This window comes from Clostridia bacterium (assembly GCA_036654455.1).
In the GTDB taxonomy this organism is placed as follows: Bacteria; Bacillota; Clostridia; order Christensenellales; family CAG-314; genus JAVVRZ01.
Genome location: JAVVRZ010000002.1, coordinates 265,645 through 292,505 on the forward strand (window position 1 = coordinate 265,645; position 26,861 = coordinate 292,505).

Genomic DNA, 26,861 nt, shown 5'->3' on the forward strand with positions numbered 1-26,861 from the left:
GTACTGCAAAAATTAATGTAAGGAAGATATGCTAAATATTTACGGCGCAAATTCCTATAAAAATGCAAGTAGTTACATCTTAGGTTTATTATCAAAGGTAAACCCCCTTAGTCTTGCGCATAAACATATCGTATTAGTGCCAGACCGAGCAAGTATGTCGTTTGAACAACTTATTCTTGACAAGTTAGGCGGTAGTTTTAATATCGAAGTACTTACAATTCGCCGATTTGCCACAAGAATATTACCGCAGTGCAATTACTTAAATAAGCAGTCGGCTTTAATGGCGCTTAGCGCAATTATCAATAGGCAAAAAGATAATTTTTGTTGTTACAAGCTAGGATATTCTTCGGCTGGCTTTGCCGAAAACATCTATGAAATTATCTGCCAATTAAAGTATAGCCGTATTCCTCCCGAAAAAATCAAAGTTGACCTTCTTCCGCCTTCAATCAAGTCAAAATTACAAGATATTGTATTAATTTATAGCGAATACGAAAAGTATTTGTCAAGCGGATACATAGATTCGGCTAGCAAACTCGAAATGCTTATAGAGGCTATTTCTACAAGTCAGTTCATCGCCTCGTCCTACTTTTATTTATGCGATTTTGAGAGTTTGTCGGTACAAGAACAAGCAATAATCGGCGAACTTGCTAAATATTCGTTAAACATTACTACCGCCGTACTGTATTCGCAAGATAAGTCTACTAAACATTTATTTCCTAACGACTGTTTTTCGCAGTTGGTCGAACTTGCCGAACAGCTCGGCGTAGATAAATACGTGCAAACCGAGCAATCTTTCGACAGTGATTTTTCTAGGCAAATGAGCAAGGTTTATTGCTACGACCAAGTAGATAAATTGAAAGTTTCGCCAGACCAACTTACGATCTACGCTTTGCCAACGGTAAACGACGAGGTAGTCGCCCTAGCTCAACATATTTCAAGTCACGTTCGTCAAGGCGGACGTTACAAAGATTATTATTGCGTTCTTAGCGACGTAGAAAAATATCGGTTAAGCGTTCAACAAGTATTTAAGGAATATGACATTCCTTTCTTTATGGATTACAAAGATTGCCTTTATAATCACCCAATTTGTCAATACTTAGTTGATTATTTAGTTATGTTTAAAAATAATTTTAAACAAGACAATGTTTTTAATTTTGTTAAAAATTGTCTTTTTGGTATGACTAGGCAAGTAGCTTTATTTGAGAATTATTGCCTTAAATATAATGTTTCTTACAACTTTTTTAATTTAACCTTAGGCAAACTTGACAAGATGGTAGACTATAATTCGGCTATTGCCGTTAGTAATAGGCTTGCCCAACTTACAGAAATTGCAATTAAACCCATAGATACGGCTACAAATTATTGCATTGCCCTTAAACAAATTGCAAGCGAGATTATTCCGGCTAGTCAACAATTTGACCAACTATGCTTATCTAAGGGGCTAACTCGTTATGTTGCGTCAAGCAAACAAGCTTCAAACAAGCTTAATCAAGTATTAGACGAACTAACTTCTAGCGTAGGCGAAATTATATTTAAATTAGAAGAATTTATTAAGGTGTTGTCAACGGGCTTAGTTAGCAAGAGCATTAGCGTACTACCGCTAACAAATGATTGCGTAGTATTTACTAATATGGCAAGAGCTCGCAAACACGACATCAATATTTTAGCCTTGCTAGGGGCAAATCAAAACGCTATGCCGATAGTTAAAAAGGACACTAAACTGCTCAACGATAAGAGCATTGAGTTGTTAAAAACTTACGGCGTTGATTTGCAATATAGTATGTATCTTGAAAATAAGCGTGAGAAGATAAGCCTTTATCAACTACTGCAAGAACCTAAACATTTATATGTTTCTTACAGCCTTAAACAATCTAGCGTAGCAGTAGAAAGCGTTGCGTTGCCCTCAAATTTTATCGGCTATTTAACAAAATTGTTTACCAAAGATTGCGACGAATACCCGGTTTACTACGCCTTAGACGAGCGCATATATACGGTTAATTTAGCCAAATCCGCCGTCATTACTAACGCAAGAAAAATTAAGGATAAAGTAAAAGTTACAAGCGTAAATTGCGACCTTTTAAATAAGTTTTTCGGCGACGTTGTAAAACAATTTGAGTATAAGCAAGACGCCGACAATATTTCTTCTAGCAGTCTTCTATTAGAAGGCGACGCAACAAGCATTAGTAAAATTGAGTGTTTCTACGAATGTCCTTACAAACACTATTTAAGATACGGACTTAGACTTGCCCCACGTGAGGTGGCCGAACTTGACCCAAGATTGTTTGGTATTATTCTTCACGCTGTGTTAGAGCAGTATGTAAGCAAGTTTGATAGGGCAGAGAGCGAGCAACAAACAATAGCCAAGACAAATAACATCTTTAAAAGCATAATGTCGCAAGACTTTTATTCCAGTATTACGCAGGATAGCGTCAACTCCGCAACGATTAGACTGTTGCAGAAAGAGTGTTGTAATCTTGCGCTACAAATTAAAGGATATTTTTTAAATAGCAACTTTGTCAATTATGGCGCAGAGGTTGGTTTTGGCGTTAAGAACGGTATTTTTGAAGCCTTAAAAGTCGAAGGGACAGATATTAAACTTAAAGGCGTTGTGGATAGAATTGACGTTTACAAGAATTATTTTGTGTGTATCGACTACAAGAGCAGTTTTGCTAGCGCAAATTATAAAGAGAGCTTGCTCTATATGGGGCGAAAACTTCAACTACTTATATATCTTATCGCAGTCAAAGATAAGCTTTATCCCGATATGACAATGATTCCGCTAGGCTTTTATTATCTACCTTTAAGCGACCGATTTACTAGTCAAGACAAGAAGGAAAGAGAGTTTTCCTTTGTTGGTAGAAGTATTGACGACTTTGACGGCTTAACCAACCTAGATACTAGGCTACTTAACGGCAAATCAAAATTGTTATCGGTTGGACTAAAAAATAACGAGCTGACCAAGTCGCCTAATTCAAGTAGTTTAATCACAACCAATCAATTAAACAGTCAAATGTCTTACGCAATATACTGTATCAAGCAAGCCGAACGACTGCTCAAATGCGGATATATCAAGCAAGCCCCAATTACAAGCAGAGAGCAAGATTGCAAGGGTTGTGATTTTGTTGATATTTGCAAAGCAAGCGACCTTGCAAATAATTGTATGCGTAAAGATTACACGTCAATCAAGCCCGCCGATATTGAAAAAATTATGCAAAAGGGGGAACAATAATGACGCCATTTACCCCAAAGGGAAATCAAAAAGAGGCAATAGAGAACCCTTCTTTTAGGCTACTTGTTTCGGCTTCGGCAGGCACAGGCAAGACAAGCGTAATGATTGAAAGGCTAGTTCAACAAATTCTTTCAAGAGCGGTTACGGTTGAACAAATACTTGTTGTAACTTTTACCAACCTTGCTTCCTGCGAAATGAAACAACGGTTAAATAAGGCGCTTGCAAATTATGCAAGTCAAGACTATATTAAGGCTCAATGCGAAAAGATAGATTTATCTAGTATTTCTACCTTGCATAGTTTTTGTCTAGAAACGTTGCGAACGTATTTCTATGTTGTAGATATAGACCCCAACTTTAATTTAGTCGACCCCATGCTTGCAAATTCCTATAAAGATAAGGTTTTTGACGAAGTGCTTAAAGAGTATAATAAGGCTCATAACGAAGACTTTTATAGATTATGTCAAATTTACAATCTTTCTCGTGGCAACAAGGCGTTTAAAGAGGAAATTTACAAATTATATGAGTTTTCAAGGTGCTTGCCCGACTTCAATAAGTGGTTTGAAGATACTTTGAAAAATTACGAGTCGGCAAACAGTCAATTCTTACAAGTTCTTCACGACGATTTTGTCACAACAAGTCAAGATTATAGCCGTACTTTTTATGATTTTGCAATCAAAGCCAAGCATTTAGGCGCAACTAAACTTGCAAGCCACTGCGAATACCTATCTAGCTATTTTGCAGTCGCCCCAAGCCAAAGTTTTGACATATTGCTTACAAACTTTTTCCAAAGGGAGAAGATGCAAACTTTTTCGGCAAGTTGCAAACAGTACGATACGGCTTTTCATATTAGTCAAGGGGAATTTGAAGAATTTGTTGAAATTATTAAAGATACGCTCGATAGCGCAAAAAAGAATATTATTGAAAAATATACTAAATTAGACGGTTTAAAGCCCAGCGAGCAACTCAAAACTGCGTCGCAGTCTTTGCCAATTCTTAGACAACTTGCCAGTTATATCACTTCTTTTAACGACGCATACTACGTGTACAAGAAAGAAAGGGCGCTACTTGACTTTGCCGACCTAGAACATCTAACGCTTAACGTGCTTGATAACGACCAAGCAAGAGCCGAACTTTCGGCAAGGTACAAGCAAGTCTATGTTGACGAATATCAAGATATCAATAGCGTTCAAGAGGAGATTATTTCTCGTTTAAGTCAATGTTCTAGCTTATTTATGGTTGGCGACGTTAAACAATCTATCTATGGTTTTCGTCAATGCGACCCCAATATTTTCTTAGATAAGAAGCAAAGTTTTGTAAACCAAGCTTCTTCAAGCGTAGTTGAACTTAACGATAATTTTAGAGCCGACAACCGTATTTTAGAAGAAGTCAACAAAGTTTTTAATTATTGTATGACGGCAAACTTTGGCAAGGTAGACTATTTAAATACGGCAAATTTGCATAGCGAGAAATTATTATTTAACCCTTCAACGCCCTTTTCTATCGTTAGGGTCGAAGAAGACGACGACAAACCCGAAGTTGTCGCCCCCTACGATATTACCGATATATCAAATTATGTCGAGGGCGAAGACAACAACGAGGCTAAGACCATCGTTTCCCTAGTTAAGAGCCTTGTAGGTTCGATTAGAGAGTTTGAAGAAGACGGCAATAGAATTCGTCGAGCCGTAACATATAACGACATTACTATTTTATGCAGAACAGGCAAACATCAAAGCAAATCAATTTATCTTGCGCTTAAACAAGAGAATATTCCCGTAGTCACCACGCTAGCCGACAAGTATTCCGGCAAAGAGTGCGCCGACCTAATTAATTTTTTAAGAATGTTAGACAACCCCTATAACGATATCTATTTTGCGGGCGTAGCGTTATCTTGTTTTGGCGGTTTTACGCAGGACGATTTAAGTTTGATTAAACATAGCGTCCCTTGTCGCAGTTGGTTTGACGCTTTTGTAGCTTTTGGCGGTAAAGACACCGAGAAATTTAACTTTTTGCTAGGACAAGTTCAAACGACAAACAAAGATAATTTTGAGCAAACAAAGGTATTTCAAGAAATCAATCAAATTGACATAGACGACATCTTGTCAAACCAAGCAGTTAGCGATACTACGCAAGTTACGCAAAATATTAATCAACAGTCAATACAAATAGAGGAATTAGGCAAGGCAGACAAAGAGCGTTTAACCGACAAGGTTTGTTGTTTTTTAGGTCTGATTAACGATTACTTACTTGCAAGCTATACCCTTTCGGTAGACGCTTTACTTCAACGGCTAACTCTACAATTCTACTACAATCTTCACGTGTTGTCGCTACCTAACGGGCAGTCAAGACTTGTTAACTTTCAAAATTTTCTTCAAGAAATTTACGGCAAGAGTTATTCGCAAAGCGTTAGCAAATATTTACAATACATAGATTTGTACGACGAACAAGAGTCTAGTGGCGACGTAACGGCTAGTCAAGGCGTCTTTATGACCACAATTCATAAGAGCAAGGGGCTAGAATTTCCCATTGTAATAGGAGCGAATATTTCTGGCGAATTTATAAACGACAAGTCTAAGGTAAGCGTAGACAAACGCTTAGGCTTTGCTATGGAGAATTACGACTTTGAGAATATGACTTCTTCGCCCTCTCTAACTATGTTTGCGACAAGAATGTTTGCAAGTTTTACAAGTAAAGAAGAAGAACTTAGACTTCTTTACGTGCTTATGACAAGGGCAAAGAACCAACTTATTCTTGTAGTAAACGTAAAAAAAGATAGGCAAATAGTCAACGCTCGTCTTGCGACTAGTATTAAAGATTTTGTTCTTTACGGCGCAAAAAAAGCTAACATTCCAATCGTTTCTAATCTAAATAATTTAAGTAAAGGTGTCTATTGCCAAGATTTGCCTACGCAAAATACTAACGAACAACAATTTCTAGCCGACATAAATTATGTTTACCCTTTTAAAAAGAATTTGTCAATGCCACTTAAAGTAACGGCAAGCGGTATTAAGTGGGACGAGGACGAAACAATTCCGTATACATTTGACTTGTCAAACGGCGAAGAAGTCAAGGAACAATCTTTAAACGACATCATAGCGTCTACTAATAAGACGTATTTTGAGTTAGAGCAACTCGGTCTTAGAGTAAGTTCGGGTAATTTAGCAGTAACAAATGCCGACCATATAAGTAGTTTTACGCCTATTGACAATACGACGTTGAGTAACGCTACAATTTTAAACGGCAATACGGCTCAAAAGCAACCGCAATTAGAAGAACTCGATACGGTTTCGGCAAGTCTACTAGGTACGGCTTACCACAAGGTTTTTGAACGTTTGCAACTTGACAGCTCTATTCAACAAGTAAATCAAGTAGTTCAAACATTGATTAGCGAGAATGTAATTTTACAACAAGTTGGAGATATTCTCGACCAAGCTCAAATTGCAAAATGTAGCTCAAACCCGCAGTTGAAAACTTTATGTTTAGGGCAAATATATCACGAAGCGCCCTTTTTAGCTAGCTTGCCGTATTCTAAAATATTTCCAACAAGCGATATTACTGACAACGTTACTTTGCAAGGTATTATTGACTTGCTTATTATAAACGGTCGACAAATTAACATAATAGATTTCAAATACGCAAGTAGAAGAGACAAGCTAAGAGAGCGCTATTTAGCGCAAATGACAGCCTATACGCTAGCGGTAAAACAAATATTTGCAAGCGACAACGTTTCTAGCTATATTATGTCAATAAAGGATAATTTAATTATTAAGGTGAACTAATGAACATCAATTACAATTTTAACAGCTTAACAAATCAGCCTTTGCCCGAATTAGACGGTAGGGAAGTTTTAAGTAATCTTACTCCTAACCAAGTTAAGAGTAACAAAGCTACGCCCCTACTTAATTCTTCGGGAGAGCTTACTTGCCCTTCGTTTGCTACAAGCGACCTTTTTATTTATAACCGTCAATATATCAAGCATAAGAGCAAACTTAAAGAGTGGGAGTTTTACCAAGTTTTTAACCAAAAATATTGTCTACAAGTTACCTACGGTCACGTAACTTACGCAGGCAACGCTTGTTTTACGCTAATCGACCTACAAACCGGCATTCGACACGTAACAAGCGTGTTTAGACTATTTTGTTCTCGTGGTATGGCGCTACCTACTACAAGCGGTCATATTCATAATTTACAATTTTACAATAAAAAACTTAGTTTATTTATCTCTAATGCAAAAGATAGTCGTTCGATTACTTGTAGCGACAGTTCGAACGCAACAGCCGAATTTGTTCTTAATAATTCTGGCGACGCTATGTGTTACTGTATTCCGTTTAAGAAAAAATTATTTTATTATAACTATAAGCGTCTTTTTGATATTAAGTCAATAAAAGTTAGTTTAGAGGGCAAAGATATTGATTTTAGTCAAGCTATCGCCTTAGTAGATAGCGGTAGAGGTTGTTGGCCTTATCGTCACGAATGGTTGTGGGGTATGGCAAGCGGTAAGAGTGGCGAACAGACAATAGGGCTTAATATAGGTTACGGCAATAGCGACTTAGGTCAAACTAACGAGAATATGTTATTTGTTGACGGAGTTGCTCACAAATTAGGCGGTATTACCATTACTCACGAGCTTGATTATAATAAAGACTGGCAAATTACAAGTTACGACGACTCGGTTTCGCTTATATTTAAACCTTTTTTTGACAACGCAACCCAAACAAATTTGCTTGTAGTTCACAATAGATGCCACCAAGTTTTTGGACATTACTTCGGGCGAATTGTAGTAGACGGTTTAGTCGTTCAACTCAATAATGTTTTAGGTTTTTGCGAACACGCAAACAATCGTTGGTAAATTAGCTAGTTAAGGTATTTAAGTTGCTTTAAGGCTGAATAAGTCAAACGAAAACTTGTGGCAAAATAGTTTAAGTTTGTCTTAAAACAAACAAATAATATTTTTATAAGTTTAATTAACCTCGAACAAGGCAAGACTTAACAAACGAGGTTATTTTTATGAAATATGTAGAATTAGTTTTTCAATTTTTAACAAATTACAAGATATTTATGTACTTGTTTAGTTTTTGTTTGTGTCTAATTTTTTTAGTGGTCAACCGCATTTTTAACGCATATAGGCAAGACCTAATTAAACTTAAAAAGGCCGATAAGGTTTTGGGCAAGCAAGAAGATTTTAATACTTTTGCCGTAACGCTACCCTTAGTTTATCAATATCAACTGCAATATTTTTTGCATAGCAAGGTTAAGGCGAGTCAAGCCATTGTTTTTGTCACTCACAAAAAGCGTACGCTGTTCGCTCTTTTGCCTACTATTTCGACCCTAGTTTGTATGATTTACGCCGTTCTTTCGGTATATTGCGTCAAAGATGCGATGCCAAATATGTTGTCGTCGGTTTGTTTAGCTCTAACGCTAATTGTGTTTGCGCAGTCGTTAGCTAGACGCCACTTAGTCTACGAAGGCAAGACCAATACAGAACTGCAAACTCTGCTTATTAAAATGGACTTAATTTTAGATAAAGACGCTTTAAAAGAAGATAAAGTTCAACTTAACCATATTACCGAAAAAATTAAATTTCTAATCGATAGGGGCGTGCCGGAACAAATAGCCGATAAAATTTCCCAAGTTTTGCAACAAGACCTTGTTAGCGACCGCACCGTTGCAAGTCAACGCAAACTAAACTGCGCCTTAAATAGTCTGCTTTGCTACGTATCTAAGCAAGACAAACAACTTAACTAAGATTTTTTTAAACCGCTTAGTAATCTTACTAAGCGGTTTTTTCGTTACCGGTTACTAACGCTACGCCATTTATATTTATTAGCGTATAGCGTTTTTACTTTTTTTAACTCTCGTTTCCTATTAATCTAGTCTTTTTGGGCTAAACACGCTAGCTAGACTGTGGGCTTTTCCCAATAAATCGTCTTCGATTATTTCAATTCCGCCAATCGCATTGACTATTCCGTTTGCGCCCGAGCTGAGTAGATAATACTCGTTTTCCTGCGCCTTGCCGATTAAACCAAGATTATTTTTAGTCGAGCCAAATAGCCCGCAAAACTTGCAATCGACCTTAATTTGCTTGTCATAGTCGGGTAGCATTTTTCTAAGTGTGTTTTCTAACTTTTGATATTTTTGTTCCGCCTTTTTAACGTCGAATTTGTCATAGTAAAGGGTGTCTTCACCGCCGAAAATAAGCTTATTATCGGGCAGTATTCTTAAATAATGGTAGGGGTCAAGGCAATCTTGCACAAGGGCGCTATCTCTCCAAGCTAGATTACTAATTTTTTGGGTAGTAATAGTGTAGCTGATATAGCGTTTACACAAGTCTTTTTTTGTAAAACTTTGCCAGTTGAAGCCTGTCGCATAGATAATATTTTTGCAGGTAATTTTTTGTCCGTAGCTAGTGTGAGCTACAAGCGTGTCTTTATGTTCGACGCAAACAATCTCGGTGTTTTGGAATATCTTGTTTTGGTTATGCGAATTATCTAGCATAAGTTTAGTAAATAGATAAGGGTTAAGTTCTGCTCCGCCGTCACTGCAATATAATCCGCTAGTTAGTTTGAAAGGGAATGTATTGCTAGCTTTGTCGATATATTCGGCTGAAAAACCATTAGAAATACGAAAGTCGTATTCCTTTTTAATCTTTGCCGTATCAATTAATCTAGTTGAGTATAATAAGGAAGGGCGTTTTGAGTACAAACAAGAGTTGCCAAGTTTTGATACCAAGCTATCAAGTTTTTTAAGAGCGTCTAATCCAAAAGAATAAATTTTGCAAATTTCTTGCTCGTTAAGTTCGCCGTTTAGCTCGCTTGCAAAGTCGTCTAATTGATATTCTAGTAGAGCGGTTGCGCACGAAGTACAATTTTTTCCAAATAAAGATTTGTCGACAAGCGCAGTGTCATATTTTTGCGACAAGTAGTAATTTGCAATAGCGCCGTCAATTCCTCCTCCCACAATTAAGATGTCGCAACTAATATTTTTATCAAGATATTTGTAAGGTTTTATTTTAGATTTACATAAACTAAAATAAGGGTTTCCCATAACTATTTGCATATTTATATTCTCCTAATCTTTTGTGATTAGTATTTGTTTGTATTTAATATTTATGTTACCGCAAGAATAAAAAAGATAAAATAATAGTATTGTAAGCATTTTGGGGTTGCAATGTTGGTTGCGTTGTGGTAATATTTAGTTGATAAATTAAGTTTGTCGTATTATAAATTTTAGGAGGAATAATATGGATAGCCTTTCACGTGCCAAGCAGATTAGAGAGCTTTTGCTTAGGTGCATTAACAGCATAGGTAGCGGTCACGTAGGCGGTTGTTTATCAATCGCAGATATTCTTGCCGTTCTCTATACAAATCACATAAGAGTCAACCCCAAAGAACCGCTTATGGAAGGTAGGGACCGCATAGTGTTATCAAAAGGACACGCAGGTCCAGCGCTATACGCCACCCTTTGCGCATTTGGTTTTTTTGGTCAAGACGAACTTCTAACTCTTAATAGACTAGGCACAAGTTTACCTAGCCATTGTAACAGCAACTTAACTAAGGGCGTTGATATGACCGCCGGCAGTTTAGGTCAAGGTATTAGCGGTGGAGTTGGGCTAGCGCTTGCAAGCAAGATGTCTAACGACGACGCAAGAATTTACGCCATTGTAGGCGACGGCGAATGTCAAGAAGGCCAAGTGTGGGAAGCCGCAATGTTTGCAGGCAATCACAAGTTAGATAACTTAACCGTATTTGTAGACAATAACGGTATGCAAATTGACGACGTAACCGACAAAGTAAACAAGGTCGAAGATTTAGTCGCAAAGTGGAGCTCGTTTGGTTTTAAGGCTATTCGTATTGACGGTCACAATCACAAACAAATAGACGACGCAATTATTCTGGCTAAAAATACTAAAAATGTTCCAACCGCAATTATTGCCGACACAATTAAAGGCAAGGGCGTTAGTTTTTATGAGGCTATGGGAATTTCTAACCACAGCACTTCGGTCAGCGACGAGCAGTTAGCAAAAGCGCTTGCCGAATTAGAGTAGGGGGGCGACAATTATGGAAATGAGAAAAGTTTACACTTCTACCTTAGCTAAATTAATGGAGAAGAACGACAAGATAGTTATTTTAGATGCCGACCTTGCAAAAGCCTGCGGAACAAATGCGCTTTACAAGCAATTTCCAAATCGTTGCGTAGACATAGGCATAGCCGAAGCAAATATGGTTTCAATCGCAGTTGGACTTGCGCACTACGGATATATTCCTTTTGTGCATAGTTTTGCGCCCTTTGTAGCCCGTAGAGCGTTTGACCAAATAGCCGTAGGTTGCGGTTACGGACAAATGCCAGTAGTAATAGTCGGCACAGACCCCGGGGTATGCGCTACCTTAAATGGCGGAACTCACATGTGTTTTGAAGATATTTCGGCATTACGTAGCGTACCCAATATGCTTATATTCGAGCCTTGCGACAACGCTCAACTTGAACAAGCCTTGCCTCAAATAATTGAACGCAAAGCTCCTAGCTATCTAAGGCTAATGCGTAAAGAAGATTATAATATTTTTCCGCAAGATTATAAATTCGACTTATATACTGCCGATAGGTTAAGAGAAGGCAAAGATTTAACCATAGTAGTTTCGGGCTTTTTAACCAAAGATTGTATAACTGTCGCCGACAAGTTGTCTAGTCAAGGCATAAGCGTAGATTTAATCAACGTTCATACAATTAAACCTCTTGACCAACAGACAATTATTAATTCGGCAAAAAAGACTAATAGAGTTTTGGTAGTTGAGAATGCTTCAATGTATGGCGGACTTTTTGGCGCAGTTGCCGAAACACTATCTCTTGCCTACCCGACTAAGTGCGCTCAAATTGCAATTCTTGACCGTATCGGGCAAGTAGGACAGCTTGACGAACTTAGAAAAGATTATGGCTTAACCGAGCAAGATATTTTCGACAAGGCAAAAAGTTTATTATAAATATTGTAATAGAGGTTGTAGAAGCTAGCCTTGTTTAGCGTAATAAATTATAGCTTGCTTGGCGTAATAATTTTGTATTTAAATTAATTAAGACGGTAGAAAATTTCTACCGTCTTTTTGTGTATTAACTTAATAAGTTAGTTAAATAAAGTTAATTTAATATATTGATTATAGTTAAATTATTTAGTCTAGTTTGGTCGCTAGCCCATTTTTGATTACAAACCTCGACGAATTAATATGTTTAGTAAGCATTTTGTCAACCTTTGTGCCGGTTAAAATTATTTGAACTTTGTCGTTATAACTTAGCAAGGCTTTCTGTCTTGTTCTATCTAACTCGCTCAACACGTCGTCAAGCAGTAGTATAGGGTAGTCTTTGGTAATATCATAGAATAGTTGTAGTTCGGCAAGTTTAAGAGAAAGGGCTGTTGTTCGCTGTTGACCTTGACTACCAAAAACTCTTATGTCTGCGTCGTCTACGCAAAACTTTATATCGTCCCTTTGGCAACCTGTTGTGGTAAATCTTTGGGCAAAATCTTTTTCTACCGAAGCGGTTAACTTTGCAAGATAGTTAGCGGTTATTTCTTCTACCGTATCTCCGTCTACGCTAGGGATATAGGTCATATTTAGTTTTTCTTTTTGGGTGAGAAATTTGTGAGTGTCTAAGACAATCTCGGCAAGCCTAGTACAGAATAGTTTTCTTTGGTAGGTGAGCAAACCGCCCTCTTTGGCAAGTTGAGCGTCCCAAATTGATAAGGAATCTTTAAGAGTTGTAATATTATTAGATTTTTTGAGTAAATTATTACGTTGAACTAATATTCGGTTAAACCTAACAAGGGCGTGATAGTACTGCTTGTTGAGCTGACACAAGTCAATGTCAAGAAATCGTCTGCGTTGGCTGGGCGAGAGGGTAATGACGCTTATCTCGTCGGGAGAAAAATATATGCAGTTGAGATAACCAAGCAATTCGCCAATGCGAGCAAGGGGCAGAGTATTTATACTTGCGACCTTCTTATCTTTACTAATCGCTATTGATATATCTCGTGTTCCGCTGATGCTTGCGTAGCCTAGTTTGACGTAACAACTGTCGCAACCAATACGAATTAAGTCTTTGTCACGCTCGGTTCTAACGCTTTTTCCCAAACAGCAAAGGTAGGCGCTTTCAAGTAAATTTGTCTTGCCCTGCGCATTATCGCCGTAAAATATGTTTAGACCTTGACTAAGTTCAAGCGTTTGACTAGCCAAATTTCTAAAATTATTAACATATAAGTTGTTAATTTCCATTTAAGAATTATACATTATTATGTTTGCAAAGTCAATATTTATAGCGTTTTAATAATTCTCTTAATATTATAAACGTTCTATAAAATAAATAGTTGTTACAATTTTGTTAAAAATTTAGAAATTTTTGTTTATAAATATATGCAAAAAATGCTAGATTTAAAGGTGATTAAATAACAAAATGCAATAAATTAACAGTTTATAGGTAAAGAAAATAACAAAAATTAAGTAATTAGCTAACTTACAAAAATTAAAAAACTGCGTTTACAAGAGTAGAAACTTTGCCCTTAAACCCTAAGTACTTTTAGCGTAGATTTACTCGTGTAGAATAAAACTCGGCGTGTGGGGCAAATAAACGGCTTAAATAGGCATAATTAAACAAATATCTTAAAAATTGTGGTAAATTTAAGTGCAAAAGCTACAATTTCGTGGTATAATAAACAAGTATAAATTCAGCAAAAAGGAGCGACAAAATATGGGTAAAATTGATTATGGCGAGAGTGAAATTCAAGTTCTTGAAGGGCTAGACCCCGTCCGCAAAAGACCGGGTATGTATATAGGTTCAACCGACATCAAGGGGCTACATCACCTTGTAACCGAGATAGTTGACAACTCAATCGACGAAGCGCTTGCAGGGTATTGTAACCACATTACGATTACAATCAATGCCGACGGTTCGCTAACCGTAGTCGACAACGGTAGAGGTATTCCTACCGGTATGCACAAGACTGAGAAAGTTTCGGCTGTGCAAGTTTGTTTGACCAAACTTCACGCAGGCGGTAAATTTGGCGGCGGAGGTTACAAAATTTCCGGCGGTCTTCACGGCGTAGGTTTGTCGGTAGTCAACGCTTTGTCTAAGTGGTTAGTAGTCGAGGTCGACCAAGAAGGCAAGAAGTTCTATCAAAAGTACGAACGTGGTATTCCGCTTGCTCCGCTTAAAGCCATAGCCGATTCGAATATAACCGGTACGACTATTACCTTTATGCCCGACGAGCTTATTTTTGAAACTCTTGATTTTGAGTACGATAGATTAAAGGTTCGCCTTAGAGAATTAGCGTATCTTAACAAGGGCATTAAAATTGACCTTAAAGACTCACGTGATAGTAGAGAGCGTCAAGAGTCATTCTTGTTTGAAGGCGGAGTTAAAGAGTTTGTTGAGTATTTAAATAGAGCCAAAGAAACCTTGTTTGAAGAAACGCTCTATATTGATAAATCTGTAAAAGAGGGCGAGGTAGAAATTGCTCTACAATTTAACGACACTTATGTAGAAGTTATTCACGCTTATGCAAATAACATTAACACCGAAGAAGGCGGAGCGCACTTAGACGGCTTTAAAAACGCTTTGCAAAAGACTATTAACGATTATGGCAAAAAAGTAGGTATGCTCAAAGACGACGAACGTCTTTCGGGCGAAGATATTAGAGAGGGTATTACGGCTGTTATTTCTGTCAAGCTCGAAGACCCGCAATTTGAAGGTCAAACTAAGACTAAGCTAGGCAACACTTCAATGCGTGTAGCTGTAAATAGAGTGGTGACCGAAGAACTTAGCGCTTTTTTAGAAGAGAATCCTAAGCAAGCAAAAGAGCTTGTCGCTAAATGTTTGTCGGCTCAAAATGCTCGTAACGCAGCAAGAAAGGCTCGTGATATGGCTCGCAAAAGCGTTCTCGGCGGGCTAAGTTTACCGGGCAAATTGCAAGACTGTTCGGAGCGTGACCCAATCCACTGCGAAATATATCTCGTCGAGGGCGACAGCGCAGGCGGAACGGCAAAGGCAGGCAGAGACCGTCGTTTCCAAGCTATTCTTCCTCTAAGAGGCAAAATTTTAAACGTAGAAAAAGCTCGCCTAGGCAGAATTTTAGAAAATGACGAAATTCGTTCAATGATAACCGCATTTGGCTGTGGCATACAAGAAGATTTTGATATTACCAAATTAAGATATGATAAGATTATTTGTATGACAGATGCCGACGTAGACGGCTCGCATATAAGGATACTCCTACTTACTTTCTTCTTTCGCTTTATGCGACCTTTGCTTGAACAAGGTCACGTGTATATCGCTCAACCTCCGCTTTACCGCATTACTCGCAGTAAAGTTGATTATTACGCTTTTACCGACGACGAACTTAACGCTAAACTCAATCAGTTGGGGCGTAAGGGCGTAGACGTTTCTAGGTATAAGGGCTTAGGCGAAATGAACGACGACCAACTATGGCACACGACTATGAATCCCGAAAGTAGAGTTATGCTGAGGGTAACGATGGAAGACGCTTACGAAGCCGACCAAATCTTCTCGGTGCTAATGGGTGAAAATCCCGAACTTAGAAGACAATTTATTGTTGACAATGCTAAGCTAGTCGGCGAACTAGATATATAAGGGGGTTAATATGGCTAAAAAGATAGTAGTAAATTTAGATAGAGACGCATATATTGCAGCGCTAAAAAACTCTAATGTTAAAGAAGTCAATCTTGAAGGCGAGATGAAGAAATCTTTTATCGCTTATGCAATGGCGGTAAACGTTTCAAGAGCAATTCCCGACGTAAGGGACGGACTCAAACCCGTTCATAGAAGAATACTTTACGCTATGGGCGAACTTAACTTAGCTTACGACAAACCTTATAGAAAGTGCGCAAGAATTGTCGGCGACGTTTTGGGCAAGTATCATCCGCACGGAGATACCGCCGTTTACGAAGCCCTAGTAAGACTAGCGCAAGACTTCTCAATTAGATGCCCTCTTGTAGACGGGCAAGGCAATTTCGGCTCAATCGACGGAGACCCGCCGGCGGCGCAAAGGTATACCGAGGCTAAATTATCTAAAATTTCTAGCGAGATGCTTAGAGATATTGAGAAGCAAACTGTCAATTATTACCCCAACTTTGACGAAACTTTGCAACAACCCGAAGTTTTACCCAGTAGGTTTCCTAACCTACTTGTCAACGGCTCAGACGGCATAGCTGTCGGTATGGCTACAAATATTCCCCCTCACAACTTAGGCGAAGTAATCGATGGCGTAGTAGCGCAAATAGACAACCCCGATATTACAATAGACCAATTAATGCGTTATATTCCTTGTCCCGATTACCCAACGGGCGGTATTTTAATGTCACGTGGCACGGTAAGGCAAGCCTATTTAACCGGGCACGGCGGAGTAATAATAAGAGCAAAGACCGAGATTGAGGAACACTCTAACGGTCGTAGTCGCATTGTGGTAACCGAACTACCTTATCAAGTAAATAAAGAAAAATTAGTAATCGCAATCGCTAACCTTGTGCGTGACAAAAAGATTGAAGGTATCGCAGACGTAAGGGACGAGTCGGGAAGACAAGGTATGCGTATAGCTATTGATTGTAAGAAAGACGCTTCCGCCCAAGTTGTGCTTAATGCGCTCTACAAACATACTTCTCTACAAGTAAGCAATGGCATAACTTTGCTAGCGCTTGCCGACGGGCAACCAAAAATTCTCAACCTTAAAGAAATTTTATCGTATTATATAGCTCACCAAAAGGAAGTTATTACACGTAGAACGAAATTTGACCTTGAAAAAGCCGAAGAACGCTGTCACATTGTCGAAGGGTTAGTCAAGGCGCAAGCAAATATTGATAAAGTTATAAGCATAATTAAAAAGTCAATGGATAAGCAAGACGCCGCCGAGAAATTAATAAATTATTTTCAACTAACCGAGCGTCAAGCTAACGCAATTCTTGAAATGCGTCTACAACGGTTGACTAACCTAGAAGTTGAGGCTTTGCAAAACGAATTAGCATCTTTACAACAAACAATACTTGATTTAAGGGCAATTCTAGCAAGCCCGGCAAGAATAGCCAGCATTATCAAGACCGAAATTTTACAAATTAAAGAAACATATAATACCGAGCGTAAGACCGAGATTAGTATGGATATGGGCGAAATAGATATCGCCGACTTGATTGAGAAACAAGACGTAGTTATTTCAATGACTCACTTTGGATATATCAAGCGCTTGCCCACAACCGAATATCGTGTGCAACGCAAGGGCGGTAAGGGCGTTAAATCGCATAAGCCAAGAGAAGAAGACTTTGTTGAGACTATGTTTATTACTAACACTCACGACGACTTGTTATTCTTTACAAACAAAGGCAAGGTTTACTGCATTAAGGCGTACGAAGTGCCCGAGGCGGCTAAGACTGCTAGGGGTAGAGCTATTGTCAACCTACTTCAACTTGACGGCGACGAACACGTAACCGCAGTTATTCCACGCAAAGAAGATATGACCGGCAATCTTGTAATGGCAACCCGTAGCGGTATTATCAAGAAGACCGACTTAGCCGAATTTACAAGTATTCGCAAGGTCGGCAAACTTGCAATTACTCTTGTCGACGACGAACTGGTCAACGTAGCTATGTCGTCTGGATATGACGAGATTATTATGGCGTCAAGGTTTGGCAAGTGTATTAGATTTACCGAAGAAGAAGTTCGTCCAATGGGCAGAGAGGCCCAGGGCGTGCGTTCAATTAAACTTGAAGAAGGCGACTATATTGTGGCTATGGCTGTGCTTAAATACGGCTATGAAATTTTAACTGTTTCGGAGAATGGTTACGGCAAGCGTAGCGATATTGTAGATTATCGTTTGCAATCTCGGGCAGGCAAGGGCATTAAGGCAGGCGTATTTAACGATAAGACCGGCAACCTTGTTAACTTAATTTTAATTGACCCCGAAGACGATATTATGCTTATAGCCGACAACGGCACAGTTTTAAGAGTTAAGGCTCGTGAAGTTAGTAAAATCGGCAGAGATACTCTGGGCGTACGCATTATGAAGGTTAAAGATTTCAATAGCAAAGTGGTATCTGTGTCAAGCACCCCTTGCGAAGCCGACGATATAGAAGAAATGGAATAATCAATCAATAGCCAAACAAAAAGTATCAAATTCGGCTTTAATAATAAAAGTTCTATTTCAAGATAGAATTATTTAAGCGGTAAGCATAAATTTGATGCGACACTGTGGTTATTGTTTCAAGAGTATTAAATGGCAAAATTTAAGCGTTTTTAAATACTTTTTCAAGACTTAGAAAAAGTATCAAACACGGTATTTTTAAGTCGACGCAAATAAAAGAACATCAAGGAGAACATTGTTAAAAATGATTAATATTAAGCAACAACTAGCTAGTCTGGTTACAGGCTACCCGGTAGAAGAAGTCGAAGGCTTACTTAGCGACATTGAAGATAATTCGTTAGGCGACTACGCTTTGCCTTGTTTTAAGTTTGCAAAGCAACAGCGTCTTAGCCCTAACATAATCGCTCAACAAATTGCAAGTAGTATTCAACCCAATGTTTTAATTGATAAAGTTTGTTCGGTTGGCGGATATTGTAATTTTTATTTGAATAAGCAATATGTAACTACGCAAATTGTAAGTCAAGTAGTGTGTCAAAGCGATTATGGCAACAGTTCGCTCGGGCAGGGCAAGACAATTTGTATTGACTATTCTTCAATAAATATAGCTAAACCTTTTCATATCGGTCACTTAGGCACAACGGCGATAGGCAGTTGTCTTTATAAGGTCTACAAGGCGTTAGGCTACAATGTAGTGGGCATCAATCACTTAGGCGATTGGGGTACGCAATTTGGCAAATTAATCGTAGCCTACAACAAGTGGAGCGACAAAGAAACCATCTTAAAGGGCGGGCTTAGGGCTTTGCAAGATATTTATGTTCGGTTTCACGTCGAGGCTGAAAAAGACGATAGCTTAAACGACCAAGCTCGTGAGTGGTTTGCTCGAATAGAGCAAGGCGACAAGTCGGCTAACGAACTATTCAATTTTTTCAAAGATATTACGCTTTGCGAAGTTAAGAAGTTGTATCAACGACTTAACGTTACCTTTGACAGTTGGAATGGCGAGAGTTTTTACAACAACTTAATGCCCGATGCCATTAAGTTTTTAGAAGAAAAAAATATAGTAACAACTAGCGACGGAGCAAGGGTGGTAGATTTGTCAGCCTATAATATGCCCCCGTGTCTACTTGTTAAAAGCGACGGAGCGTCGTTATACGCTACTAGGGATATTACCGCTATAATGTATCGCAAGGCGACTTACGACTTCTACAAATGTTTATACGTAGTAGCCTATCAACAGAATTTGCACTTCAAGCAAGTGTTTAAGGTAATCGAACTTGCAGGTTTGCCATACGCAGACAGCCTTGTTCACGTTGCTTATGGTATGGTTTCGCTTGAAGAAGGTTCAATGTCTACTCGTAAGGGCAACACGGTTTGGCTTGAAGACGTGCTTAATAGAGCTGTTGACAAGGCAAGAAGCATTATAGAAGACAAGAACCCCGAATTGCCTAACAAGGCTGAGATAGCCGAACAAGTCGGCGTGGGAGCGGTAATTTTTTCGGCTCTTTGCAACAGCCGTATTAAAGACATAACATTTAGCTTCGACCGTGTACTTTCCTTTGAGGGCGAAACCGCCCCTTATCTACAATACACTCACGCAAGATGTTGCTCGATATTTGAGAAAGCCGGTATGTCTTATTACGCAAGATGCGCTCACGACCATTCGGTTTACGACAATGTCGAAAGCGTGGAACTAGCCAAACTTATTAATAAATTCCCCCAAGTTTTAGTCGAAGTAGGACAAAGATACGAACCGTCAATTCTTTCGTGCTATTTAATTGACTTAGCTAAAAGTTTTAACAAATATTATCTTTCGCAAAAGATGCTTTGCGAAGACTTAGGCAAACAGAACGCAAGACTTGACCTAGCTAAGAGCGTTCAAATTACGCTTAACAAGGGCTTGACTCTACTAGGCATAGCTTGCCCGACTAAAATGTAGCCAATAAGCTAAATGCAACAAATTAAGCAACAAGCAATTATTAATTGCTTGCATAACAACCATTTTTTTGATAACATACATATATGAAATTAATTTTTAATTATTTGAAACCTTTTAAGTGGAGGTTGTTCTTTACCTCCCTACTCTATGCGGTAATCACCGCCGTATCGTTAATACTGCCTTTTTTGATGTCAAAGATTGTAGATAACGGCATCGCAAAGATGGATATGCCTTATATCTATCAACAAGGCATAGCAATGCTTATAGTATCGCTTTTAGCCGTTGTCTCGGCTTTAATTAACGCCAAGCTAAACGCTCATATAGGCGCATATTTTACCGCAAATTTACGCAAAGACGTTTTTAAGAAGGTCAATTCGCTGTCTGCGGAAGAATTTGCTTCTAAGGGAACTGCCACTTTGCTTACTCGTTCAACCGAAGATATTTGGATGCTTCAAGAAGCCTCGACAAATATGGTTTACGCTATTGTAGTCGCTCCAATGATGTTTATCGGCGGTGTGGTTATGAGCTTTTTGAGCAACGTCGAACTGGCTTTAATTTTACTTGCAATTACCCCGATTATACTAACCGTAGTAGTTTTAATAGGTCGCAAGATGACCAAGCTGTGGGACAAGGCAGACGAAAGCATGGATATGCAAAGTAAAGTTATGCGTGAGAGGCTTAACGGCATAAGAGTTATTCGTTCTTTTGACAAGGAAGAGAACGAACATCAAAGAGTAGCCGGCGCAACTCGTGAGATGTCACGCAACATTATTAAGAGCAATATTTTGTCAAGCCTAATCAACCCCGTCACCCAAGTGTTATTTAACATAGTTACCGTATGTATTTTGTTTGTAGGGGCTATGAATATGGAAACAGACGCTAGCTTGACGGCTGGCAATGTAATAGCTACTATCCAATACGTATCGGTTGTAATTTTTGGTTTGCTTGCCGTAAGCTTTACGATTATGTTTTTGCCTTCGGTACTTGTTTCGGCAAAACGTGTTCAAGAAGTCTTTAATTTGAAAGGTATTGAGATGGGCGAAAGCAGTAAGGAAGTTCTTAAAGGCTCTATTAAATTTAACGACGTTGATTTCTACTACCCCGACAGCCAAGTCGCATCGCTAAGCAATATAAGTTTTGACATAGCCGAAGGCGAGATAGTCGGCATTATCGGCGGTACGGGTAGCGGAAAAACTACGCTAATGAAATTACTTCTCAATTTCTATACCCCTCAAAAAGGCGAAGTTTATCTTGGGCAAAAGAATATGAAGGAACTTAGCCGTGCTACCGTAAGGGACAATATTTCAATAGCGCTACAAAAAGCTATGATTTTTCAAGGCACAATCGCCGAGAACGTTCGTATGGGCAACGCTTCTTCAAGCGACGAATTAGTACAACAAATTTGCTCCATTGCGCAAATGAACGAGATTATTTCTATTAAAGAAGGCGGACTAGACTATACTTTAACCCAAGCCGGTTCTAACCTTTCGGGCGGACAGAAACAGCGTATAAGCATAGCTCGTTCAATTTTGAAACAAGCTTCGGTTTATGTTTTTGACGACAGTTTTTCGGCGCTTGACTTTCTAACCGAGAGCAAACTAAGAAAAAGTCTAAACAAATATTTAGATGGCAAAACTCAAATTATCATAACTCAACGTGCGGCGACGGCTATGCGTTGCGACAAGATAATTGTGCTTGACCAAGGCGTGATGGTAGGTTGTGGCAATCATAAAGCTTTACTCAAAGACTGCGAGATTTATAAAGAGATTTACAAATCTCAATTAGGAGGGAAAAATGAGTAATACTACCGAAAATGTAAAAGATACTACAAAAGATATATTTAAAGAGAAACGTAGCAAGTTGCTACTCCGTATGATGCGTCACGCTAAACCAATTTTAGGGTGGTTGCTTTGTTCTGGTTTAATTTCGATAATTTCAGTTACACTAGGCATAATTGCGCCGTTGTTTACAAGAAATATTACCGACCAAATATTCTCGTTTTGGGCAGACCAAGTTCCTTTTAACTGGCAAGCTATGACGGCAAATTGTCTATATTTAGCTACGGTATATATTTTTAGTAACTTAGCAGGCGTTGCCAATATGTTTATTATGAACAACGTAGTTAGCCGTTTTTATACTTGCGGAATAAGAATAGAGATATCGGCTAAGATTAAGCGTTTGCCTATTAGTTATATCGACCAAACCCCTAACGGCGAGATACTTTCTCGTCTAACAAGCGACGTAAGCCACATGGGTAGCACGGTTCACGCCGTAATCAATCTAGTAATTCAAGGCGTTATTCAAATAGTCGGCATAGCTATAATGATGTTTAGCATTAACTATATTTTAGCGCTTGTAGTTATGGCAATCGTACCGATATCGCTTGTAATTTCTTCAATTCTTGTCAACCGTAGCGAAAAGATGTATGGTAAAGTAAGAAAGACGTGGGGCAAACTCCACGCATTTATCGAAGAAGATTATACGGGCTTTGACACAATTAAAGCGTACAACTTAGAGGAAAGTCAGTTTAACAAGTTGTCTACAAATTGTAATATTATGCGTGACGATATGAAGACTGCAAATATTATTTCTTCAAGAGTTCAACCGATAATAGGCTTTACTAATAACATCGCCTTTGTAATCATTTGCGTTTTAGGCGGATATCTTGCGATTAACAAACAAATATCAGTCGGCGAAGTGGTCGCTATAATCGCTTACGCTAAATTATTCGCTTCTCCCCTAGAAAGTTTAGCGCAGAGCGTAAATATGCTACAACAGTCGTTTGCCTCGGCAAGGCGTGTCTACGACCTACTTGACCGAACCGAAATGGACGCTCCAACTAGCCAAGCCGTACCTAGCGGAAAGGGCGCAGTAGAATTTAAAAACGTATGTTTTTCTTACGACAAAACTAAGCCACTTTTAACTAACCTTAATTTGTCGGTTAAGCCCGGACAAAAAGTAGCCATAGTAGGGCCTACCGGCGGAGGAAAAACTACAATAGTCAATTTGTTAATGCGTTTCTATGATTGCGACAGCGGTCAAATATTAATTGACGGGGTAGATACTCGAACAATTAGTAGGGAACAAGTTCGCCAACTTTTTGCAATGGTGCTACAAGATACCTGGTTATACAGCGGTACAATTTATGACAACATCGCTTACGCTAATACAAAAGCTACTCGTGAAGAAGTAATTAAGGCTGCCGGTTGCGCCCACATAGACCACTTTATCGATACGCTTCCGCAAGGTTACGACACATTGATAAATGAAGAAAGCACAAATATTTCTTCGGGGCAAAAGCAACTGCTTACAATAGCTAGGGCATATCTTGCCGACCGCAAGATGTTAATTCTTGACGAAGCTACAAGCAACGTCGACACACGCACAGAACTACTTATTCAACAAACTATGGACAATCTCAGTAATGGAAAGACAAGTTTTGTAATAGCGCACCGTCTAAGCACGATTGTTGACGCCGACATTATTTTAGTAGTCAACAACGGGCAAATTGTAGAAACAGGCACGCACGACGAACTAATGGAAAAGAATGGCTTTTATAGCGAGATTTACAACAGCCAATATGATTTGTTGAAGTAACTATTTTGTAATTTTATAAATTGTTAAGACGAATTTATTAATTTTTAAATTCGTCTTTATTTTTTATCTTTTTTGTGGTAAACTAATCAATACGAGGTATAAATGATTAAAGAAGTATTAAATAACCATAATTTTAAGTTTAACAAACAGTTCGGGCAGAATTTCATAACCGACACTAATTTGCTTGACGCTATCGCTTGCGACGCTAAGTTAAGTTGCGACGACACTTGTTTAGAAATAGGCGCAGGCGCAGGCACGCTCACTAACGTACTTGCAGGCAAATGCAAGAGGGTTATTTCTTACGAAATTGACAGAAATTTAAAGCCGATATTGCTTGAAACGGTGACTTGCCCAAATGTTGAGTTTGAGTTTTTAGATATTATGAAACAACCAATTTCGGCGCTCGACCAGAAGATAGGTTGCCCGTATAGGGTAGTTGCCAACTTGCCATATTATCTAACAAGTCCGCTAATTACAAGTTTTATCGAACAATCTAAGCTCGCTAAGTCGCTTACCGTAATGGTTCAACAAGAAGTCGCCGATAGATTAACGGCTATAAACGATACTAAACAATACGGCGCTTTAACGGTGTGCGTTCAGTCGGTAGCCGACGTAAGTTTAACTAGACGAGTTTCACGCAATATGTTTTTTCCTTCGCCTAACGTAGATAGCGCAGTAGTCAACATTACAATTAATAGAGATAAATTTAGTATACTCGATTTACAGTTGTTTAAAAAGGTCTACAAGTCGGCTTTTGCAATGAGAAGAAAGACGCTTGAAAATAATCTTGCGTTAAGCTTTAAACTTAGCAAAGACATTTGCCAACAGTTATTTGTCAAGTTAGGGCTAAATCCTTTGGTGAGGGGCGAGGTGTTGAGCATAGCTCAGCTTGTAGAATTATCCAATTTGATATTTAAACTATAAATATTTATGCAAACTACTATTAATTAGTCTAATAGTTTGCTATAATTAAATTAAACATTAATATATACGGAGGTAAAAATATGAGCGAAGCAGTACTAGAACAAGACTTAGGCGAAATTGAAGTCACTCGTCGAAAAACCTTTAACCGAAACAAATGGTTGTTTTCAATCGGTGGTATCGGCAGAGATATGGCCTATACTTTAATTGCGAGCTTTTTGCTTGCATACATACAGTTTGGTATTCCTTTAACGCTTGCGCAATTTACCACAATTAGCCTTGCAATAGGCGTTGGCGGTAGAGTTTGGGACGCAATCAACGACCCGATGATGGGCGCAATTATCGAAGGCACGCACATGAAATGGGGTAAGTTTAAGCCTTGGATATTAATCGGCGCAGTATCTTGCGGTTTAGTTATTATTTTAATGTTTAACGTTCAATCGCTTACCGGGTGGAGTTTTGTAGCCTTTATGATATTTGCGTATTTATTGTGGGAGTCTACTTTTACAATGAACGACATAGGCTACTGGGCAATGCTACCTAGCTTATCTAGCGTCAACAAGGAACGTAACAACGTAACTACTCTTACCGTACTTTTTGCAGGTTTGGGCGCAATCATAGCGCAAGGGCTTATACCTACGCTTGCAACCGGCAACGTACTTAAAGCTTACGGCGTATTGTCGATAGTAGTCGCCGTCGCCTTTATAGGTTTTCAAATTATGACGGCGTTTGGCGTAAAAGAACAACCTCGTCCCGAGGGGCTTAAACAAGAAAAAGTTTCTCTCAAAAAGATGTGGCAAGTTATCAAGAAGAACGACCAAATTCTTTGGATGACGCTGTCAATGTTGTTCTACAACATCGGTTCGGCTCTACTTGTAGCGCTTGCGCTCAACCTTCTTTATTTAGAGGTTGGTTACGCAGGTGCAAACTATTTTATAATAGTAGCAGTTTATGGCGTAACAAGCGTAGTAATCAACATTATCTATCCTTTGCTCGCTAACCGAATAGGCAGAAAGAAGATACAATTTTTAAGTATAATGGTAGCCATAATCGGTTATATCGCAATAGGTTGTATGGGCTGGGGCGGTTCGTTTAACATAATTGCGTTAGGCGCAATTTGCGTGTTAATTTCAGCCGGTCAATCGTTATTTTACATGTCAAGCATAATTAATATGACTAACTGCGTAGAGTATAACGACTACATTTCGGGCGAACGCAACGAAGCCGTAGTGTCGACTTTGCGTCCATTTATGGCTAAATTTGCAAGCGCTTTACAATTTGGTATTACCACGCTTGCCTTAATTATTAGCGGTATATTTATTCTTTCTCAATCAATCTCAATGGTTGAAACGCAGAAGAATATGTTTGGCAAGATGGACTTAATTAATCAAACCAAATATATTGAGATTACGCAAGATTATCTCGACGACTTGAAAGCTCTCGAAGAAGGTTCAACCGAATATAATAATATGGTTATTACCATAAACGAGAGAATTCTTGCCGACAAACTTATGAGCACGACTCAACTTGACGCTAACTATATCAATGTCGTAGGCGACGCAATTATAATTAGACATACTTATAATGTAAAGGGCGAGGAGCTTAAAGGCGACAACAATTTAGTAGCGTTAGGCAGGCTTAAAGATTTAACCGACGAACAGCTCGAAGAACGCCCAACAGGCGACAATTATTTTGTCTACGAACTTAGCGTTGGCGATTATATGAAGGACAATGTGTTAATAATGGAAGGCACAGCCGACATTCACTTTAAAGACAAGGGCAGTTTGACTACACGAATAGTTTTGCGTTTGTTTGTAAGCATAGTTCCCGTACTTTTCTTACTTATAGCTTGGATAATACAGAGCAAGAAATTTATAATCGACGAACCTTATTATGACAAGATGTTAGTTGAAATTAATAGAAGACAAGCAGAACTTACTTCAAGCGAACAAGAAGTCGCAAACCAAGAAGTAGTAGAAGAACAACCTAATCCTAAGGAATAAATAATATTTATTTAAATCTACATTAATTTTTAGCGGAGAAATTTTTAAGTTTCT

At 38.6% G+C, this 26,861-nt stretch carries 15 protein-coding genes; 13 read left to right on the top strand and 2 right to left on the bottom strand.

Translation table 11 applies throughout. The features are described 5' to 3' along the window. Positions 1-28 precede the first annotated feature (28 nt). From RR062_03325 to RR062_03340, 4 genes are all read left to right on the top strand, one after another. Positions 29-3,229: a PD-(D/E)XK nuclease family protein gene (locus RR062_03325; protein ID MEG2026742.1), complete on the top strand. Its 3,201-nt coding sequence runs from the start codon at positions 29-31 to the stop codon at positions 3,227-3,229. Beyond that, positions 3,229-7,005 (top strand): UvrD-helicase domain-containing protein, encoded by a 3,777-nt coding sequence (locus RR062_03330; GenBank protein ID MEG2026743.1) that lies wholly within the window; start codon positions 3,229-3,231, stop codon positions 7,003-7,005. Before RR062_03325 ends, RR062_03330 begins: the two co-directional genes overlap by 1 nt. Next, positions 7,005-8,075 carry a DUF2804 domain-containing protein gene (locus RR062_03335; protein ID MEG2026744.1) on the top strand — a complete coding sequence of 357 codons (1,071 nt, stop codon included), beginning with the start codon at positions 7,005-7,007 and terminating at the stop codon, positions 8,073-8,075. Before RR062_03330 ends, RR062_03335 begins: the two co-directional genes overlap by 1 nt. 158 nt (positions 8,076-8,233) lie before the next feature. Continuing rightward, entirely contained in the window at positions 8,234-8,971 is a 738-nt protein-coding gene (locus RR062_03340) for a hypothetical protein (protein MEG2026745.1), read from the top strand. A gap of 120 nt (positions 8,972-9,091) precedes the next feature. On the opposite strand, the gene RR062_03345 is transcribed toward RR062_03340, so the two are convergent. Then, complete coding sequence (locus RR062_03345) at positions 9,092-10,282, bottom strand: FAD-dependent oxidoreductase (protein ID MEG2026746.1); 1,191 nt, start codon at positions 10,280-10,282, stop codon at positions 9,092-9,094. A 184-nt stretch (positions 10,283-10,466) separates the two neighbouring features. Between RR062_03345 and RR062_03350 the strand changes: the two genes are divergently transcribed. Then, positions 10,467-11,270: a transketolase gene (locus RR062_03350; protein ID MEG2026747.1), complete on the top strand. Its 804-nt coding sequence runs from the start codon at positions 10,467-10,469 to the stop codon at positions 11,268-11,270. 13 nt (positions 11,271-11,283) lie between these two features. Then, a complete protein-coding gene (locus RR062_03355) occupies positions 11,284-12,201 on the top strand; it encodes a transketolase C-terminal domain-containing protein (protein ID MEG2026748.1) in 918 nt (305 codons plus the stop codon). Positions 12,202-12,384: 183 nt separating this feature from the next. Here RR062_03355 and recF read toward each other — a convergent pair whose 3' ends face one another. Next, complete coding sequence (gene recF, locus RR062_03360) at positions 12,385-13,482, bottom strand: DNA replication/repair protein RecF (GenBank protein ID MEG2026749.1); 1,098 nt, start codon at positions 13,480-13,482, stop codon at positions 12,385-12,387. 472 nt (positions 13,483-13,954) lie between these two features. On the opposite strand from recF, the gene gyrB reads away from it, so the two are divergent. The 7 genes from gyrB to RR062_03395 all read left to right on the top strand — a co-directional run bounded on the left by gyrB (position 13,955) and on the right by RR062_03395 (position 26,807). After that, the gene (gyrB, locus tag RR062_03365) at positions 13,955-15,853 is read left to right on the top strand and encodes a DNA topoisomerase (ATP-hydrolyzing) subunit B (GenBank protein ID MEG2026750.1); all 1,899 of its coding nucleotides are present in this window, start codon (positions 13,955-13,957) and stop codon (positions 15,851-15,853) included. A 10-nt stretch (positions 15,854-15,863) separates the two neighbouring features. Beyond that, positions 15,864-18,353 carry a DNA gyrase subunit A gene (gyrA, locus tag RR062_03370; GenBank protein MEG2026751.1) on the top strand — a complete coding sequence of 830 codons (2,490 nt, stop codon included), beginning with the start codon at positions 15,864-15,866 and terminating at the stop codon, positions 18,351-18,353. A 241-nt stretch (positions 18,354-18,594) separates the two neighbouring features. After that, positions 18,595-20,286 (top strand): arginine--tRNA ligase, encoded by a 1,692-nt coding sequence (gene argS, locus RR062_03375; GenBank protein MEG2026752.1) that lies wholly within the window; start codon positions 18,595-18,597, stop codon positions 20,284-20,286. An 83-nt stretch (positions 20,287-20,369) separates the two neighbouring features. Continuing rightward, positions 20,370-22,088, top strand: a complete 1,719-nt coding sequence (locus tag RR062_03380) for an ABC transporter ATP-binding protein (protein MEG2026753.1) — start codon at positions 20,370-20,372, stop codon at positions 22,086-22,088. Next, positions 22,081-23,883 (top strand): ABC transporter ATP-binding protein, encoded by a 1,803-nt coding sequence (locus RR062_03385; protein ID MEG2026754.1) that lies wholly within the window; start codon positions 22,081-22,083, stop codon positions 23,881-23,883. Before RR062_03380 ends, RR062_03385 begins: the two co-directional genes overlap by 8 nt. 102 nt (positions 23,884-23,985) lie before the next feature. After that, on the top strand, positions 23,986-24,807 hold the full coding sequence (gene rsmA, locus RR062_03390) for a 16S rRNA (adenine(1518)-N(6)/adenine(1519)-N(6))-dimethyltransferase RsmA (protein ID MEG2026755.1): 822 nt from the start codon (positions 23,986-23,988) through the stop codon (positions 24,805-24,807). A gap of 80 nt (positions 24,808-24,887) precedes the next feature. After that, on the top strand, positions 24,888-26,807 hold the full coding sequence (locus RR062_03395) for an MFS transporter (GenBank protein ID MEG2026756.1): 1,920 nt from the start codon (positions 24,888-24,890) through the stop codon (positions 26,805-26,807). The last annotated feature ends 54 nt before the right edge of the window (positions 26,808-26,861 follow it).